The sequence below is a fragment of the Apibacter sp. ESL0432 genome (assembly GCF_019469225.1).
Lineage (GTDB): Bacteria > Bacteroidota > Bacteroidia > Flavobacteriales > Weeksellaceae > Apibacter.
The window spans coordinates 388,035-405,641 of sequence record NZ_CP048266.1; the positions used below are offsets into that span (position 1 = coordinate 388,035).

At 29.1% G+C, this 17,607-nt stretch carries 12 protein-coding genes; 8 read left to right on the forward strand and 4 right to left on the reverse strand.

Annotation, left to right across the window (positions count from 1 at the left end):
* Window positions 1-196 precede the first annotated feature (196 nt).
* Window positions 197-2,782 (reverse strand): DNA mismatch repair protein MutS, encoded by a 2,586-nt coding sequence (mutS, locus tag GYM73_RS01630; RefSeq protein ID WP_220233943.1) that lies wholly within the window; start codon window positions 2,780-2,782, stop codon window positions 197-199.
* A gap of 414 nt (window positions 2,783-3,196) precedes the next feature.
* Complete coding sequence (locus tag GYM73_RS01635) at window positions 3,197-4,015, reverse strand: DUF6427 family protein (protein ID WP_220233944.1); 819 nt, start codon at window positions 4,013-4,015, stop codon at window positions 3,197-3,199.
* A gap of 47 nt (window positions 4,016-4,062) precedes the next feature.
* Here GYM73_RS01635 and GYM73_RS01640 point away from each other — a divergent pair, with 47 nt between their 5' ends.
* The 7 genes from GYM73_RS01640 (at window position 4,063) to GYM73_RS01670 (ending at window position 12,830) form a co-directional block, all read left to right on the forward strand.
* A complete protein-coding gene (locus GYM73_RS01640) occupies window positions 4,063-4,245 on the forward strand; it encodes a hypothetical protein (protein ID WP_160557414.1) in 183 nt (60 codons plus the stop codon).
* A gap of 44 nt (window positions 4,246-4,289) precedes the next feature.
* Window positions 4,290-5,399: a CapA family protein gene (locus GYM73_RS01645; RefSeq protein ID WP_220233945.1), complete on the forward strand. Its 1,110-nt coding sequence runs from the start codon at window positions 4,290-4,292 to the stop codon at window positions 5,397-5,399.
* 303 nt (window positions 5,400-5,702) lie between these two features.
* Window positions 5,703-6,773, forward strand: coding sequence for an endonuclease (locus GYM73_RS01650; protein WP_220233946.1), 1,071 nt, complete (start codon window positions 5,703-5,705; stop codon window positions 6,771-6,773).
* A 750-nt stretch (window positions 6,774-7,523) separates the two neighbouring features.
* Entirely contained in the window at window positions 7,524-8,660 is a 1,137-nt protein-coding gene (locus GYM73_RS01655; RefSeq protein ID WP_220233947.1) for an ImmA/IrrE family metallo-endopeptidase, read from the forward strand.
* Window position 8,661: 1 nt separating this feature from the next.
* Window positions 8,662-9,165: a DUF4411 family protein gene (locus tag GYM73_RS01660; RefSeq protein WP_220233948.1), complete on the forward strand. Its 504-nt coding sequence runs from the start codon at window positions 8,662-8,664 to the stop codon at window positions 9,163-9,165.
* Window positions 9,166-9,757: 592 nt separating this feature from the next.
* Complete coding sequence (locus tag GYM73_RS01665) at window positions 9,758-11,089, forward strand: S9 family peptidase (RefSeq protein WP_220233949.1); 1,332 nt, start codon at window positions 9,758-9,760, stop codon at window positions 11,087-11,089.
* Window positions 11,090-11,504: 415 nt separating this feature from the next.
* Window positions 11,505-12,830 (forward strand): S9 family peptidase, encoded by a 1,326-nt coding sequence (locus GYM73_RS01670; protein ID WP_160542690.1) that lies wholly within the window; start codon window positions 11,505-11,507, stop codon window positions 12,828-12,830.
* A 71-nt stretch (window positions 12,831-12,901) separates the two neighbouring features.
* On the opposite strand, the gene GYM73_RS01675 is transcribed toward GYM73_RS01670, so the two are convergent.
* Complete coding sequence (locus GYM73_RS01675; RefSeq protein WP_220233950.1) at window positions 12,902-13,228, reverse strand: hypothetical protein; 327 nt, start codon at window positions 13,226-13,228, stop codon at window positions 12,902-12,904.
* 3 nt (window positions 13,229-13,231) lie between these two features.
* On the reverse strand, window positions 13,232-14,092 hold the full coding sequence (locus GYM73_RS01680) for a beta-1,6-N-acetylglucosaminyltransferase (protein WP_220233951.1): 861 nt from the start codon (window positions 14,090-14,092) through the stop codon (window positions 13,232-13,234).
* 115 nt (window positions 14,093-14,207) lie between these two features.
* Between GYM73_RS01680 and mfd the strand changes: the two genes are divergently transcribed.
* A complete protein-coding gene (gene mfd, locus GYM73_RS01685) occupies window positions 14,208-17,573 on the forward strand; it encodes a transcription-repair coupling factor (RefSeq protein WP_220233952.1) in 3,366 nt (1,121 codons plus the stop codon).
* The last annotated feature ends 34 nt before the right edge of the window (window positions 17,574-17,607 follow it).

Below are 17,607 nucleotides of genomic sequence, written 5' to 3' on the forward strand. Positions count from 1 at the left end.
TTTACTAAATCGAAAGTAAGCAAGAGTTAAACGAAACTTTTTTTATAACATTCAATAGTTTAAAATGCAAATCGAAAGCAATTCGTTCTAACAAAAGAATTTTTTAAAATTATGACCCATAGCTATGATTTTATACAGTAAAAAATATAGAAAAAAATAGGTTGAAAATCTTAATATATTTTTAAAAAATGAACAATCAGCCGCCAATCATTTTCTTTATATGGTTTAATTTCATTAAAGCTTCTAAAGGAGTCAACGCATTGATATCAGTTTTTACTATTTCTTCACGAATATTTTCTAAAATTGGATCGTCCAGTTGAAAAAAGCTTAATTGCATATTTTCATCGGTAGATGTATTTGCATTTTCTTTCCGCTCTTTTTTAGAACTGTTATTTTCCAAAGTTTTTAAAATTTGCTCGGCACGTTGAGTTACTATTTCGGGCATTCCTGCCAGTTTAGCTACATGTATACCGAAACTGTGCTCACTTCCTCCCGGAATTAATTTTCTAAGAAATACTATCGTTCCATTAACCTCTTTGATGCTTACATTGAAATTTTTAATTCTTGGAAATGACTCCGTCATTTCGTTTAGTTCGTGATAATGTGTAGCAAAAAGCGTTTTAGGATGTGTGGGATGTTCATGAAGATATTCTGCAATTGCCCAGGCTATGGAAACCCCATCGTATGTACTGGTTCCTCGGCCTATTTCGTCAAGCAATATTAAGCTGCGATCTGAAATATTATTTAGAATACTCGCCGTTTCATTCATTTCAACCATGAAGGTTGATTCCCCTTTTGATAAATTATCAGAAGCTCCTACGCGAGTAAAAATTTTATCCACAATACCCAACGTAGCCTCCTTGGCAGGAACATAACTTCCAATTTGAGCCATGAGAACAATCAATGCCGTTTGTCTGAGCAATGCGGATTTTCCTGCCATGTTAGGACCTGTAATCATGAGTATTTGCTGCTTTTCGTCATCCATATAAACCGAATTCGCTACATAGGACGCTCCTAAAGGCAATTGTTTTTCAATGACGGGGTGTCTTCCGTCTTTAATGTCGATGACTTTGGAATCTGTTAATTTAGGATGTGTATAAGAGTTTTCTTGCGCTGTTTCCGCAAAAGAAAGCAAAGTATCGATGGCAGCAATTTTGGAAGTATTATGCTGGATATCCGTAAGACTGTTTTTGATTTGTAAACAAAGACTTTTGAAAAGTTCAGATTCCAATATTCCTATTTTTTCTTCAGCGCCTAAAATTTGGCTTTCGTATTCTTTTAATTCTTCTGTAATATATCTTTCGGCATTAACCAATGTTTGTTTTCTGATCCAATCGGTAGGAACTTTATCTTTATGGGTGTTTCTAACTTCCAAATAATACCCGAACACATTATTAAAATCAATTTTTAGGCTGGGAATACCGGTTTTTTCAGATTCTCTTATACATAAATTGTCTAAATATTCTTTGCCATGATTTTTTAAATTACGCAATACATCCAATTCTTCGGAAATTCCTTCTTTTATTACGTTTCCTTTTGACAAAATAACCGGTAACTCATCATTTAATTGCTTTTGCAATAAGGATACAACTTCTTCTAAATTTTTAAATTCTCCAAAATTAGTAAAGGTCGGATGATTTTTTTCTTTTAAGATTTTTTCGATTTTTAAGTAATTAATCAAAGAATCCTTTAAATATCCTAATTCTTTAGGTGATATACGTTCACCGGCTAATTTGCCTAGAAGTCTTTCTACATCGGATATCCCTTTAAGCAATTCTCGGATCTCATAAGCTATTTCAGAAAATTCTAAGAAGAACTTAACTACTTCCAACCTCCTTTGAATTACGGATATTTCTTTTAAAGGAGTGAGAATCCATCGACGTAACATTCTTCCTCCCATATTAGTATGGGTTTTATCTAATATTTTTAACAGGGAAACCGATTGGGATTCAGTTGTATGGATTAATTCTAAATTTTTGATGGTAAAATCGTCCATCCATACAAAAGTGTCTTGTGATAATCGCTGAATATTGGTTATATGGTCCAATAATTTATGATGAGTATCTTCAACTAAATAAGCAAAAACCGCACCTGCTGCAGTGATCGCCAGTTTCATTGATTCTATACCAAAACCTTTTAAAGAATTGGTTTTAAAATGTGAAGTTAGTTTATCGTACGAATAATCATATTGAAATGCCCAATCTTCTAATTGAAATGAATAGGCTTGATGATCAAAGGGTAAAGGATGTCTTCGTTGATGGATTATTTCGGTCGGCTTAAAATTATCGATAAGATGTCTAAGTTTGTGCTCATCTCCTTCAGAAATCAGGAATTCTCCGGTGGAAATGTCCAATAAAGCCATACCGTATAAATTTTTTTCCTGATGAACGGATAATAAAAAGTTATTACTTTTTGCTTCTAAGACCTTATCATTAAAAGTTACTCCCGGGGTAACCAATTCCGTAACTCCACGTTTTACAATACCTTTTGCCATGGAAGGATCTTCTAATTGATCACAAATAGCAACTCTAAGACCCGAACGTACTAATTTGGGCAGATAAACATCTATTGAATGATGAGGAAAACCGGCCAACTCAATATGACTTGCTTGTCCGTTTGCTCTTTTTGTAAGTACAATTCCTAAAATTTTGGAAGCTTTAACCGCATCTTCACCAAATGTTTCATAAAAATCTCCAACTCGAAACAGCAACATAGCATCCGGATATCGGGCTTTTATACTGTTGTATTGCTTCATCAAAGGAGTTTCTTTTGTCTTACCCATTGCTTTCGAAGGTTATAGTAGGTATTAATTTACATGAATTTGCTAAATTAGTACTTATTAATGGTTTTTAAAAATGCTCAATGGGTTTACGTATTTCATTTTTTTGTTAGGATCTACTCTTTTCAATTGTTAAATTGTAAATCCAATCCTAAAATTTCATAAAAATGTATTAAAATATAAAATTAAGAAAGTTATTTAAGTAGTTAAGTTTTTAATTATAGAGCTTGTATAAAAACAATATATTTTTTAGCCTTTTCTTCGATTGGTTCATGGGCAGCTTTATTATTTTTTAAATAAACTAATGACTAAAAAAAACAAATTAACTCTCAATTTTTTTGACTAAATTAACGTAAAGGCTAATGCTTCTTAAATTTATTGATACGTTCCGTAGATTTTATTAAAATGGAATTGATATTAAATACATCTGGATGTGATCAGGCTCACCGGAAGGCTAACGAATATCAACAAGGCATAATTATCTCCCATGAAGAAAGCATAAATTAAAATCCAGAACAAAAGATAAAAAACTAAAATAGTATGCTGCGAAGAAATCTTTAAATCTTCGGAAATATTTTTATTTGAATATTGACTGATCCATCCTAAAATTAATACTACAAGAAGTATTAATAAAATAGGGATTTGATATTCAAAATGAAATGTTGGAATGGTTAATTGATTTATCCAATTAGTAATATATGAAAAAGAATCGGTAATAAATGTTATTTCAAGAGTAAGTATAACGGTTACCAATACACCTGCGATATACTGGGATATGTTTATTTTTTCCTTATAGTATACAATAGTCATGAATAAAAATAAAAAAACTATAGAAATAGTGGGAAAATATAATAAGCTTGCTATAGAAGCGAACATTCCAATATTAAAATATTTCAATTGAGAAGATTTGCTGAAAATATCTAATAATAATAAAAGCGCCATAGAAAGCAGTAAGTAAGAAAGACCTATAGGTAAATTTATAAATTCTTCACAAGAAGGAATAAATAAAAGATTATAAATGGCCAACGCCCAAATTTTCCTTTTTTTCTTAAATTTTGAATATAAAATCGTAAGGGTATTCAAAATATATGATAATGAACTAACAACAACTATCTCCCACAATTTTATAATAGATGTAACGTGTAAATTAAGATAATAAATAAAGACTCCTAAAAAAATGATCCACAGGCCAAAAACGGGAAAAAAATATTTGATAGAAGGAGAGTTCGAGTACATTTTTTTATATATTTGTTACAAAAATATAAATAAAAACCTATTAAATCATGACAGAATTAATACTAGGTATCGGCAAATTATTTACATGGTCTTACAAAATTTTACCTGTCATTGGACATTTTGTTGATTGGTTGTATGTGGCTATTCTTTGTTTATTTCTTTTGTATTGGTGTAAAAGAATTATTGGTTTTACACAGAAAGATCATAAATATGATGGAGATCATTTATAATTTTTGTCTTTAAAAACTAGTATCATATCCATTTAGACGCTCTTATGAGATTTTTTTCAATTATCTTGACCTTTTTGGTGATTACGGTTGCCTGTAAGAAAAATAAGGTAAAAGAATCAGAAAAAAAATCTTATCCTGTCACTAAATCCAAAGATTTCCTATCCGCTAATTCCGATACTGTTACCATTACAGCAGTGGGAGATATTATGTTAGGAAGTAACTATCCTTCAGCCTCTTTCTTGCCGGGTGTCAATATATTAGAAGGAATAGTTCCTGTACTTAAAGAAAAAACAGATTTGATTGTCGGTAACTTAGAAGGTACTTTATTTGATTCTGGAGGAAAACCAAAAAAATGTTCCAATCCGAATTTTTGCTTTGTGTTCAGATCTCCGTTTGCGTATGGAAACTATTTAAAGGAAGCCGGGTTTGATTTTTTAAGCATAGCAAATAATCACAGTAATGATTTTGGTACTTTTGGAAGAAATGCAACCGAAAAAAATTTAAAGAATTTAGGTATTCAATATGCCGGTGTATTGAATCATTGTGAATATGCTATAAAAGAAAAAAATGGAATACGATATGCTTTTATAGGAGCCGGACACAGTCCGGGTTTAATAAGTTCGGTTCATTACGAAGATATTAAAAGAGTCATTAAAGAAGTACGACCTAAAGCTGATATAGTTATTGTTATGTTTCATGGAGGAGGAGAGGGGGCTTCTTATCAGCATATACCTTTTAAAAATGAATTTTATGCCGGGGAAAATCGAGGCAATGTCGTAGAATTTGCCCATGTTTGCATTGATGCAGGAGCAGATCTTATTTTAGGAAGCGGACCCCATGTTGCCCGGGCCGTTGAGCTTTATAATAATAAATTTATTGCTTACAGTTTAGGTAATTTTGCCACGTATGGAAAGATTACGTTAACCGGACCCAATGGCAATGCTCCTATTTTGAAAATTAAAACAGATACTAAAGGTAATTTTATTTCTTGTCGTGTTATATCCGTCATTCAAAGTAAAGGATCAAAAAAAGGACCTGAAATCGATACTAATCACAAAGCGTATAATTATATTAAATATTTAACCTATACAGACTTTCCTAATAATCATTTTGTTTTCTCTCCATCAGGTGAAATTAAGATTAATAAGCGATAATTTAATTTCATTTTTTGAGATATATTATAAGGTACAATCAGCTGTCTTATTTGATTATTCTTTAAAAAATATTTTTAACTATTAAATTTTAATAAGCAAGGTATTTTAAATGCCGGCAAAATTTTTTAATTACATTTATTTATTTGAAATATTGTGGTTTACCAGGTCTTGTGGACAATGATCTTCATAAAAAAACGTAGTCAGATTGAATGTAACAAGTAAAGTTGAATAAGAACGACATATTTATTTTTTTATCTCAACCAATATTTTTATTTTTATACCAGTCTCACTAAGTATACTTTTATGAAGAAAAATTTTATCCTTTTATTATGGGCAATAGCCCATGTAATGCTAGTTGCTCAAATTCCTAATTATTACGATTCTATTGATTTTTCAAAAGACGGAGAGGAATTAAAATCAGATATCTCATCTTTAGTTACTTCTACTCATACTACCTGGTTGTATTACAGCAGCACTAAAAATCCGGATGTTTGGAAGACCTTAAAATTGTCGGATATTGATCCTGAAAATTCGGATCAAAATACTGTTTTATTAATTTATGGCTATAATGACGATCCGCAAGATGTAATGCATAATCGAATAAGAAGTGTTGATTCCTCTTGTCACAAATCTTCTTGTAAAGGACTTTGGACTCGAGAGCATGTTTTTGCCAAATCATTGGCTAATCCCAAATTGGTTACCTCGTCTAGAGGTCCCGGTACCGATGCACATAACTTACGAGCCGTAGATCAACAATATAATATCCGTCGAAGTAATCGCAATTTTGCAGAAGGCACCGGTAATTCCGGTAATGTTTCATCCACAGGATTTTATCCGGGGGATGAATGGAAGGGATCTGTAGCAAGAATTATAATGTATATGCATGTTAGATATCCCGGTCAATGCGAAGCAAAAAATACAGCAGAAAGCACGTATACTTACAGCGTTGAAATGCCCGATTTATATTTGAAATGGAATGCTGAAAAAGATCCGACCCTTTTTGAAAAACTTAGAAATGAAGTTATTTACAACATTCAAGGAAATAGAAATCCATTTATTGATAATCCATATATTGCCACTCTTATATGGGGTGGGCCCAGAGCCTTAAATACTTGGGGGTATTTGTTAATGGATGAAGTAATTAAATCTGAAGAATACAAGGTTTACCCAACCGTTACTTCTGAAAATTTTGTATATGTTAAAGGACGAGATATTAAAGCAATATATATTTATAACATTTCAGGAAATTTGATAAATTATATTGTAAATTTTGATGATACTCAAATACCAATTCCTAATCAAGTGGGAATCTACTATATTAAGTTAATAACTAAAAAAGGTGAACAATCTTTTAAAATTATAAAAAAACCTTGATACTAAATTTTGAATAATTTACGATTGATAGATTAACAGTATCTATATTTATTAAAGCCCTAAGAATTCTTTAGGGCTTTATTCTTTTTAACGTTCTTTAGGTAGTTACATTAAAAAAAAACAAAAAAAATTATTCAAACTATAGTTATATATACAAAACCGTAAATGCATTTAATGTTGAATTTTTTTTGTTTGGTTAGTGTTTACTCTAATCCACTTTAAGTTTAGATAAATACAATAATAATTTAACTATTGATTAATATAAGTAGTTGAGAGTTTCAATAAACTTTTAATATATTAATTTATATACTAAATCTATTTTAATTATCTTTAAAATAAAATTTTATTAAAAGTAAATACATTTGTAATTAACTTATATAAATTAGGAATATAGGATATATAGTTCTTTAACAAAGTTATTATATAAAAGTATCATGTCAAATTGAATTCATATTTAACTTGATTTTAAGTTAGATCGATTAATAAACAGGTCCTAGGAACAGACTATTAAAGACCACATAGATTTTACTAAGATATTAAATGTGGATAATCAATATTTTAGGATTTTATTATTTAAACTTGACGGTTTGTCAAAATCAAACTAATAAAGTTCGCGCCACAATATTAGTAAGGTTAAACTTAATAATAATTATAAATTAGTATTGTGGTGTATAAATTTTTAAAATTATAATAATATTGATACTAACTCGTTTGTATAATTAGAATTGATTATTTTATTAAATTTGCTAGGTGGGAAAAAAAATAGACAATATAAATAAAAATATGATTGAGTGGGCTATAAAACGAAGTGGATATAGTACTGAAGATTTTTATTTAAAATTTCCTAAGGTAAAAGAATGGATAAAAGGTCAAAAACTTCCTACTTTAAAACAATTAGAAAATTTCACGCATAAAGTAAATGTGCCTTTTGGTTATTTATTTTTAGATTTTCCCCCTAATGAAAATTTACCCATGCCTTTTTTTAGGACTGGTAAAAATAAAGCAACTAAAGTTTCTTTAAATGTATATCATACAATACAAATAATTCAAGATAGACAAGAATGGCTAACAGGCTATTTAAATGAAAATGATTTTCCAGATTTAAAATTTGTAGGAAAATTTAATGTTAAAAGTGACTATCTTGAAATAGTAAATGATATAAGATTAACACTTAATTTAAAAGATAATTGGGCTAGCAAACAGAAAGATTGGGAAGAAGCATTAAACGTATTAATTAATCAAATTGAAGATGCTGGAGTAATTGTAACATTTAATGGTATAGTAGGAAACAATACAACCCGAAAAATTGATGTCTCTGAATGTAGAGGATTTGTTTTAGTGAATAAAAAAGCTCCATTTTTATTTATAAATGCAAGTGATGCAAAAGCCGCACAAATGTTTACTTTAATACATGAATTAGCTCATGTTTGGCTGGGAGAAAGTGCTGGTTTTAATAATCAAAATATGATACCATCAAATGATCCTATTGAAGTTTTATGTGATAAAGTTGCCGCAGAATTTTTAGTCCCTGAATTACCTTTCAAGAAAAAATGGGAAACCACAAATGATTATAGAGAATTAAGTAGATTTTTTAAAGTGAGCCAAATAGTTATTGGAAGAAGAGCTTTAGATTTGAATCTAATAACAAAAAAAGTTTTTTTTAGTTTCTATAATAACTATATTCATCAAATAAATAATAAAAAAACTCAAAGTAGTGGAGGTGGAGGTAATTTTTATGTCACAGCAAAAAAACGAGTAAGTTTACGTTTTGCTTCTTTTGTAAATAATGCCGTTAATGAAAATAAATTACTTTATCGGGATGCATATAGACTGACTAATCTTAAAGGTAATACTTATAGTAAATTTATATCTAAACATTTGTATTAGTATGAAACAATATTTGCTAGATACTAACATTTTCATACAAGCACATCGTGAAAGTTACCCTTTAGATGTAGTTCCTAGTTTCTGGGGAAAAATAATTGAATTAGCAAAGAATGGAAATATTTTAAGTATAGATAAAGTTAAAAAGGAAATTTGTGATAAATCTTCTCATGAAGATGAATTAAGTGATTGGTGTACAACTAATCTTAATGATGATTTTTTTGTTGATACATCTATTTATATTAATAGATATTTTGATATAATTAGTTGGGCTTATTCAAAGTCATCACATTACACTTCAAATGCAATAGAAGAGTTTTTAAAAATTGATTTAGCTGATCCTTGGTTAATTGCTTATGCAAAAGAAAATGATGTTATTATTGTTACATATGAAAAAAGTGATCCTCTAACAAAAAGGAGAATAAAGATTCCTGAACCATGTAAACATTTTGGTGTTGAATATATTAGTCTAATTGAAATGTTTAGGCAATTAAAAGTGAAATTTTAAATAAATTTATCAATATCTGGCTGTGAACTAGTATTAATATTAAAAGTTTTTTTTTACACAAAATATTTATCAATAAGATTTTTAAAGCATTTTTCTATACTTTTCTTTTACATATTCGATTCGTTTTAAATTCTACGCAATATTTATGTATTAGCTTATGGCTAAAATTTTGATAGCTTCTTTTTATTCTTTTTTAAGAATATGCCTAAATATATAAAATATATTATTTGATATATCCCATATATTGATAGTTATTGTGATTTACTCCTTTATAAGACTTAAATAATTTATCTTATTTCCTTAATACCTTATATTAATAAAAATATTGAATTCTATAAAATCTATAAATTTAAGTAGCAACAATTGAATTCAATATTTAAAAAGAGTTTAAAATATGTATTTCCCAATAAATTTAATTTTTGATTTCTTTTAACTTTTATTCTTTTATGATAAATTTATTATTATGTTATATAATGTGGTATCAGTCTAAATAATTCATTTTACTATTTTAAATATTCATTATTTTATGAGTATATTATATAATTTAATCTATTAAATTTGTTTAATAAAATAAATTTAATAGATTAAAATCATGAAAAAATTTACCTTTAGACTTATTATTTATTCTCTATTGGGTTTACTATTAACCCTACAATCGTGTTCAAATGAGGATAGCCTTGATGAAGTATCTTCGAGCGCTGTAGACTCAGATCAAGCATTATCTAAATCTTTATCTTGGGGATCTGGCGAATATGAAGATTTAGGTACTTTAGATTCCAATACCTTATTAGAAATAAGGGAAAATTTAATTAAATCAGGGATCCATGTTTCTGATTTAAAGATAAATGAACCTTCTAAAACACAAAAATCACCACTTGAAGTTCAAATATTAAAAGTAAAAGCAAAAACCGCACATCCCAATCGATTAGGAGGAACTATTGATGTGTCAGGAGTATTGTTATTACCGGCAAAAACCATTTTTAATTCCATTTTTAAACACCGCATAATTGTTGCTCCGCCACCCACTTATACTTACAATAAAATGGCGCCATCTAATGTTTTTCAAGGATTTAAGTGGATGGATAACGATTTGCATTTTAATTATTTGGCATTTTGGACCTTACAAGCTTTGAATGGATTTATTGTTTTCTTCCCGGATTATCCCGGATTTGGAGATTCATATAAACAATGCCAACATCCTTATTTAGATTCTAAAGCTATGGTTAATTCAACATTAGATCTTCTAAAATCAGCGCAAAGAACTTTAACTAAAAAAGGATATAAATATAAAAAGGATTTAATAATCAGCGGATATTCTTTAGGTGGTTTCGTCGCTTCATCTTTAGCTCGGGAGATAGAAACAAACCCTTCACATGGACAATCCGTTAGTTTATTATTTACAGGAGGAACCCCTTGCAACTTAAAGCAAATTACGAATTTAGTTAGAAGTGCTGAAAAAACTCAGCATCATTTTTTTCTAACATATGGTGTATGGGGATACAAAAAAAATGCATATCCGTATATAAATATCAATGATTTTTTAAAAGAGCCGTATGCTTCCAAATCTCTTTCTTGGTTTGATGGAACTCATTATGAATTAATTGTAAATCTATATTTTTCAAACAGACCAAAGGATATATATACCGAAAAATTTATTAAAAATCTAGATACAGATCCGAGTATTTCATATATGAATGATATTCTTTATGAAAACAGTGTTAAGCCGTGGAAAAATAAATGTAGATTTATTATGACTCACGGAACTTCAGACATTTCTGTCTATTATCAAAATGCATATGATTTTTCAAAACAACAGAATCAATCGGGGGGAAATGTTACCTTTATATCTACTGTAGGTGATCATATTATTGGTATGATTCCTTATTATACCAAAGCTACATTTTATACCTTGCTATACAAATAGCATTTATATATTAATATAAAAAAACAGGCCTTAAACGAGGCCTGTTTTTTTTATAGAGCTTTTTTTATAATGCTCCCCTAGTTTCCAATTGTAGTTAATTATTAAATGTAACTTAATAGAAAATCTTTTTGAAAATTAAGAATAAAATAAACTTTTTTTGAACAGTCATATAGGGCTATATAAAATGGATAGGTTAACTATTAACGATAATTGCTTTGCATTTTTCAGATTATATAAGGAATGATATTGGTATTTTAAAAATTTTCTAATTGTAAATAAATGTTTTGTTTTAATAGTAATTAGATATATAAAAAAAATATGTATATATTTTAGGGAAAAAATTATAACTAATGATATAATTTATAAGATAAAATTTATTATTTTTGTTTATAAAAAAATAAAATATACATAAATCATGAAAAAAATTTTTTCAAGGATTTTAATCGCTTTCATATTGGGAGTGACTTTTACAATCCAATCATGTAATAATGAAGATAGTTTCATTGATACTTCTTCAAGTTCAGTAGAGAACTTGTCTAAAGCTTCTTCAGCTGATGTTCCTGTAAAATCAGAAGTAATAGCTACTTTTGATTCGAGTGCTTTATTAAATTTAAAAAATAAATTACAAAAATATGGGGTAGATGTTTCAAGTTTTCAATTAGAAAAATTAAAAGCATCAAATGAACCGACATCTAAAATTGTTCCTAGTGTAAAAGTTATAAAAGTTACAACTAAAACAGCGCATCCGAATCGTTTAGGAGGCTTAATAGATGTTTCAGGGGTTTTATTACTTCCTCCAAGAACTGTTATTTCGGATTTAACCAAATATCGTATTATAGTGGCTACTCCACCTACTTATACCAATAATAAAACAGCTCCATCCAATTTATTTAAAGATGTGAATTTACCTGATAATGATTTCTTAGCTTATTGGACTCTTCATGCAAGTAACGGATTTATAGTATTTGTGCCTGATTATCCTGGATTCGGTGAATCTTACAGACAATGTCAGCATCCCTATTTAGATTCAAAATCAATGGTTAATTCAACATTAGATTTATTGAATGCGGCTAAACTTACACTTTCGGGAGAAGGATATAGATATAAAACAGATTTAATCGTTACCGGTTATTCTTTAGGAGGATTCGTTGCGGCATCCATAGGGCGCAAAATTGAAACTACCCCTTCACTAGGACTTTCTGTAAATTTATTGTTAACCGGAGGTACTCCATGTAATTTAAAACAAATTGCGGATATTGTTAGAAATTCAGAAAAAACTCAACATACTTATTTTTTAACATATGGTTTGTGGGGGTATAAACAAAATGCGTATCCTAATATAAATATTAGAGATTTTCTTAAAGAACCGTATGCTTCAACCTCTTTGTCTTATTTCGACGGAACTCATTGGGATATAGAAGTAAATGCATATTTTTCACAATATCCTAAAGAAATGTATACAGAAAAATTTATCAAAGATCTTGATACAGACCCTTCTTTAGCTTATATGAATGATATTCTTCATGAAAACAGCGTAACCCCTTGGGTAAATAAATGTAGATTTATTATGACGCATGGAGTTTCTGATGTATCTGTATATTATCAAAATGCTTATGATTTCTCTGTACAACAGAAAAAATTTGGAGGTAATGTAACCTTCATTTCTACTGAAGGAGATCACATTATCGCTTTAGTTCCCTATTTAAATAAAGCGACCTTTTATACTGCTCTTTATAAATAGTTTTTTTAAATTAATTGTAAAAAAAGGCAGATTCAATTTAATTGAATCTGCTTTTTACGTATTTATATTTGTTAATTTATATAATTGATAAAAGCCCAAAACTTCCTTTTTTTTAAGTATTCTAAGTTAAATTCATTGGCATATGCCTCCTTTTCAAAACTGATTTCACTGTAAGCGATAGACGCATTTTTATATTTTACCAGATTTACTATAAATTCAGCGATATAAAAAATAAAGAAAAAGACCCAAAGCATTTCAAGTTGCTGTCTTAGGTGTATTCTTTCGTGATTGATTAATATTTTATTCTTTTTTAAATGTTTATAGCGTATAAAAATAAACGGGAATATAGTAATTCCTTGAAAATCACCATAAAATATATAGGGAAAATATATAACCATTTATTATCTTCTATTTTCTAATTTTTCAACTAAAGAATCGGATATATCTTTATCAATTTTTCTGCAAAATAAATTATCGGAGTCAATAATTTTATTAAAATCATCTACACTTAATACTCTCGGACTATTAATGCAATTAGTCCAATCTATATACCTGAAATTCTTATTTATAATTTTATCTTTCAAATTTGAATTCATCAATAAAACTTGAAAGAAAACCTCGTCTGAACACCAGGTTGTAGTAAAAAAAGTAGTTATTTTTTTGTTTTTTGCAAATTCAAGTGAATAATATACTGCTTCTTTGGATAGATTCCACCATTGACTACCCCAATAGGGGGTAAGATTGTGAATCATTTTGATTTTATATTCTTTTCCCGTAATAAATTTATAAGCTAATTTATATGCCGTATGGATTTTTCTTTCTAAAATTCGATTCGCGGGATAATGCCTTCGATCATATCTCCATATATAAGGTTTATATTTATTGTTTTCAGTAATTAACAAGCACTCAATAAAACTAATCTCCTTATATTTTTTAAAAAAATCATCAATATATTGATTGCTTTTTATTGGATAATCTTGACCGGAAATTAGTAGAACATGAGAAAAATCTTCTTGTTCATCCACAATTTGTTGAAGTGAATGTAACGTTTGATTGACTATGGAATATTCTCCCCAAATTACATTTACTCTTTTTTTTACTAAAATAGCGCTAGAATCAATTTGTTGTGGATTAATGTCGGATTTTTTATCTAAGTTGACATAGATAACAAAATTATCATAAACTAGTGATTTTATCAATTTATTTAAACATTCAATATTTTTATGAGCATGGATTAATATTACTATTTTTTTATCTTTCATTCATATTAAATTTTTAATTAATTAAATATAAAAAATAAAATATAAAAATTATATGTTGATTGGTTAAATAAGTGATTAAATAAATTATTAACAAAATTCGTACCTTTACTTTGTTTTGAAAACAAATTCCATTATACACTCAATTTTTCCGCTTTTAAAAAAGAGTATTTTAGATTCGGAAGTATCCATTTTTTTAGAAGAAAAAAGTATCATAAAACTATCTGTATTAGGTGCGGCAGGATCGTACCTTAACATTTACAGCAGTTATTTATATAATTCTTTGAAAAAAACGGTATTGTTACTCTTTTCCGATAAAGAAGAAGCAGCGTATGCTTTGAATGAAATCGAGGATATGTTCGGGAAAGATACAGTTTTGTTTTATCCTACCTCACATTTAACTCCTTATCAGATTGAGGAAGTCCAAAACGCAAATGTGGTTTTACGAACGGAAGTGATTAACAGCATCACGCAAATGCAAAATCCCAAAATTATTATTACATATGCTGATGCTTTATCTGAAAAAATTATTACTAAATCTGAATTACATTCGATTAGTTTTAAAATAAAAACAGGTGAAAAAATTGATGCAGATTTCCTTAATGAAACGCTTTTCAGTTTTCATTTTAAACGAACCGATTTTGTAACTCAACCCGGTGAATTTTCTGTAAGAGGAGGGATTGTAGATGTTTTCTCTTATTCTGATGAAAAACCCTACCGTATAGGTTTTTTTGGTAACGAAGTGGAAACTATACGTAAATTTAATATTGACACTCAACTTTCCGAAGAAAAGGTTGATGAATTTATGATTGTTCCCAATATAGATCATTCGCACAGAGAAACTATGAAAGTTTCATTTTTAGATTACCTGCCTTCGGACACTATATTTATAAGTAAAGATTTTTCTTTGACTTTAGCTAATATTGAAAAAAAATTTTCAAAGGCAGAAGAGGTTTATGCTACCTTATCGCAAAGTATAAAACGCAGTGAGCCTAAAGAGCTTTATATACAATCCCATGAGCTGATTTCTAAAATAGTTCAGAATTCATTTATTGAATTCTCCTCAATCCCTTATTTTAATGAATTTAAAACAGTACGGCTGGATCAAACAGAGCAACCGAGTTTTCATAAACAATTTGACTTGTTAGGGCAAGATTTGCTTGAAAAAGAAAAATCACATTATAAGAATTACATTGCGTTTCAATCCGAAAAACAGGAAAGCAGATTACAAGATATTTTTTCAGAAATTGAAAAAGAAGTGCCTTTTATAGGTTTTCATGCTAATGTAAGTAAAGGATTTATAGATCATAATTCTAAATTTCTTATCTATACGGATCATCAAATTTTCGAAAGATATCACCGATATAATTTACGAAATTCATTTTCTAAGTCGGAATCTCTAACACTTAAAGAGTTAACAGACTTGAAAGTGGGAGATTATGTAACCCATATTGATCACGGGATCGGTAAATTTATGGGATTGGTGAAAATTAAAAATGATGATAAGTTACAAGAAACCATCAAACTGGTATATAAAAATAATGACATCTTATATGTAAATATACATTCCTTACATAAAATCTCAAAATTTTCAGGAAAAGAAGGCGCAGAAGTTACTCTTAACCAATTGGGATCAGCAGCGTGGAAAAACCTTAAGAATAAGGCAAAAAGAAAAGTTAAGGAAGTTGCTTTTGACCTTATAAAACTTTATGCCGACAGGAAAACTAAGAAAGGATTTTCTTTTTCACCCGACGGATATTTACAAAATGAACTGGAAGCCTCTTTTATGTATGAAGATACTCCGGATCAAGAAAAAGCTACCCAAGACGTTAAAAGCGACATGGAAAAACCTATTGCTATGGATAGGCTTATTTGTGGGGATGTAGGATTTGGTAAAACGGAAATTGCCATAAGGGCAGCTTTTAAAGCGGCTACAGATGGAAAACAAAGCGCTATTATGGTTCCGACCACCATATTGGCTTTGCAACACTATAAAACTTTTATGTCCAGACTAAAAGATTTTCCTGTACGTATTGAATATTTAAATCGATTTAAAACTGCCGGACAAAAAAAAGAAATAATCAAATCTCTTGCCGAAGGAAAAATTGATATTATTATAGGAACTCATCAATTAATCGGTAAGGATGTCGTTTTTAAAGATTTAGGCTTATTAATTATTGATGAAGAGCATAAATTCGGAGTATCCGTAAAAGATAAATTAAAGACATTAAAAACAACGGTAGATACGTTAACGTTAACCGCCACTCCAATCCCCAGAACTTTACAATTTTCTTTAATGGCGGCTCGCGATATGTCTGTTATTAAGACTCCGCCTCCCAATAGGCAGCCCGTTCAGACTCAACTTATTGGTTTTAATGAAAAACAAATCCGGGATGCCATCATTTATGAATTAAACAGAGACGGACAAATATTATTTATCAATAATAGAATTGAAAATTTGGATGTACTCGCAGGAATGATTAAGCGCTTGGTTCCTATGGCCCGAGTGGCCATTGGACATGGTCAAATGGAGGGAAAGAAACTTGAGAAAATTATGATTGACTTTATGGAGGGGAATTACGATGTCTTAATTTCAACTACAATTATTGAATCCGGTTTAGATGTTCCAAATGCAAATACTATTTTTATTAATGATGCTCAAAGATTCGGTTTAGCAGATTTACATCAAATGAGGGGGCGGGTAGGAAGATCCAATCGAAAAGCTTTTTGTTATCTCATCACTCCGCCTTTAGACGTTATCACATCCGAAGCCAGAAAGCGTTTACAAGCAATAGAACAATTTTCAGATTTAGGTTCCGGGTTTAATATAGCCATGAAAGATTTAGAGATACGAGGAGCCGGCGATTTATTAGGTGCTGAGCAAAGCGGTTTTTTTGCAGAAATCGGATTTGAGGCTTACCAACAAATTTTAAATGAAGCTATAGAAGAATTAAAAGAAGATGAATTTTCAGATTTGTTTGTTGAAGAAAATGAGAAGAAGGAATTTATTACAGATGTACAAATTGATACCGATTTTGAATTATTAATACCCGATCAATATGTAAATAAGGTAGAAGAACGATTTTCACTTTATCAAAAATTATCTGATATTACCAATGAAGAGGAACTTAGTAATTTTAAAAACGAGCTTATAGATCGTTTTGGGAAATTACCTGATCAAACTCAAGATTTATTAAAGAGTGTTAAGTTAAAATGGATTTCCAAATATATTGGATTTGAAAAATTATTAATTAAAAATAATGTTTTGTTGGCCTATTTTCCAATCAATGCTCAATCTAAATATTATCAATCAGATACTTTTAAGAAAGTTCTAGAATATTTACAAAATAATCCTTCTGATGCTTCATTAAAACAAAAAAACGTACATGATAATTTACAGCTTTATTTAAGAAAAGACAAGATATTGAAAATAGACGATGTACTTTATTTTTTGGAAAGAATTCATGCATTTATCGATGAATAGCAGGAAATCGTATCAAAAAAAATGTATCTTCGCA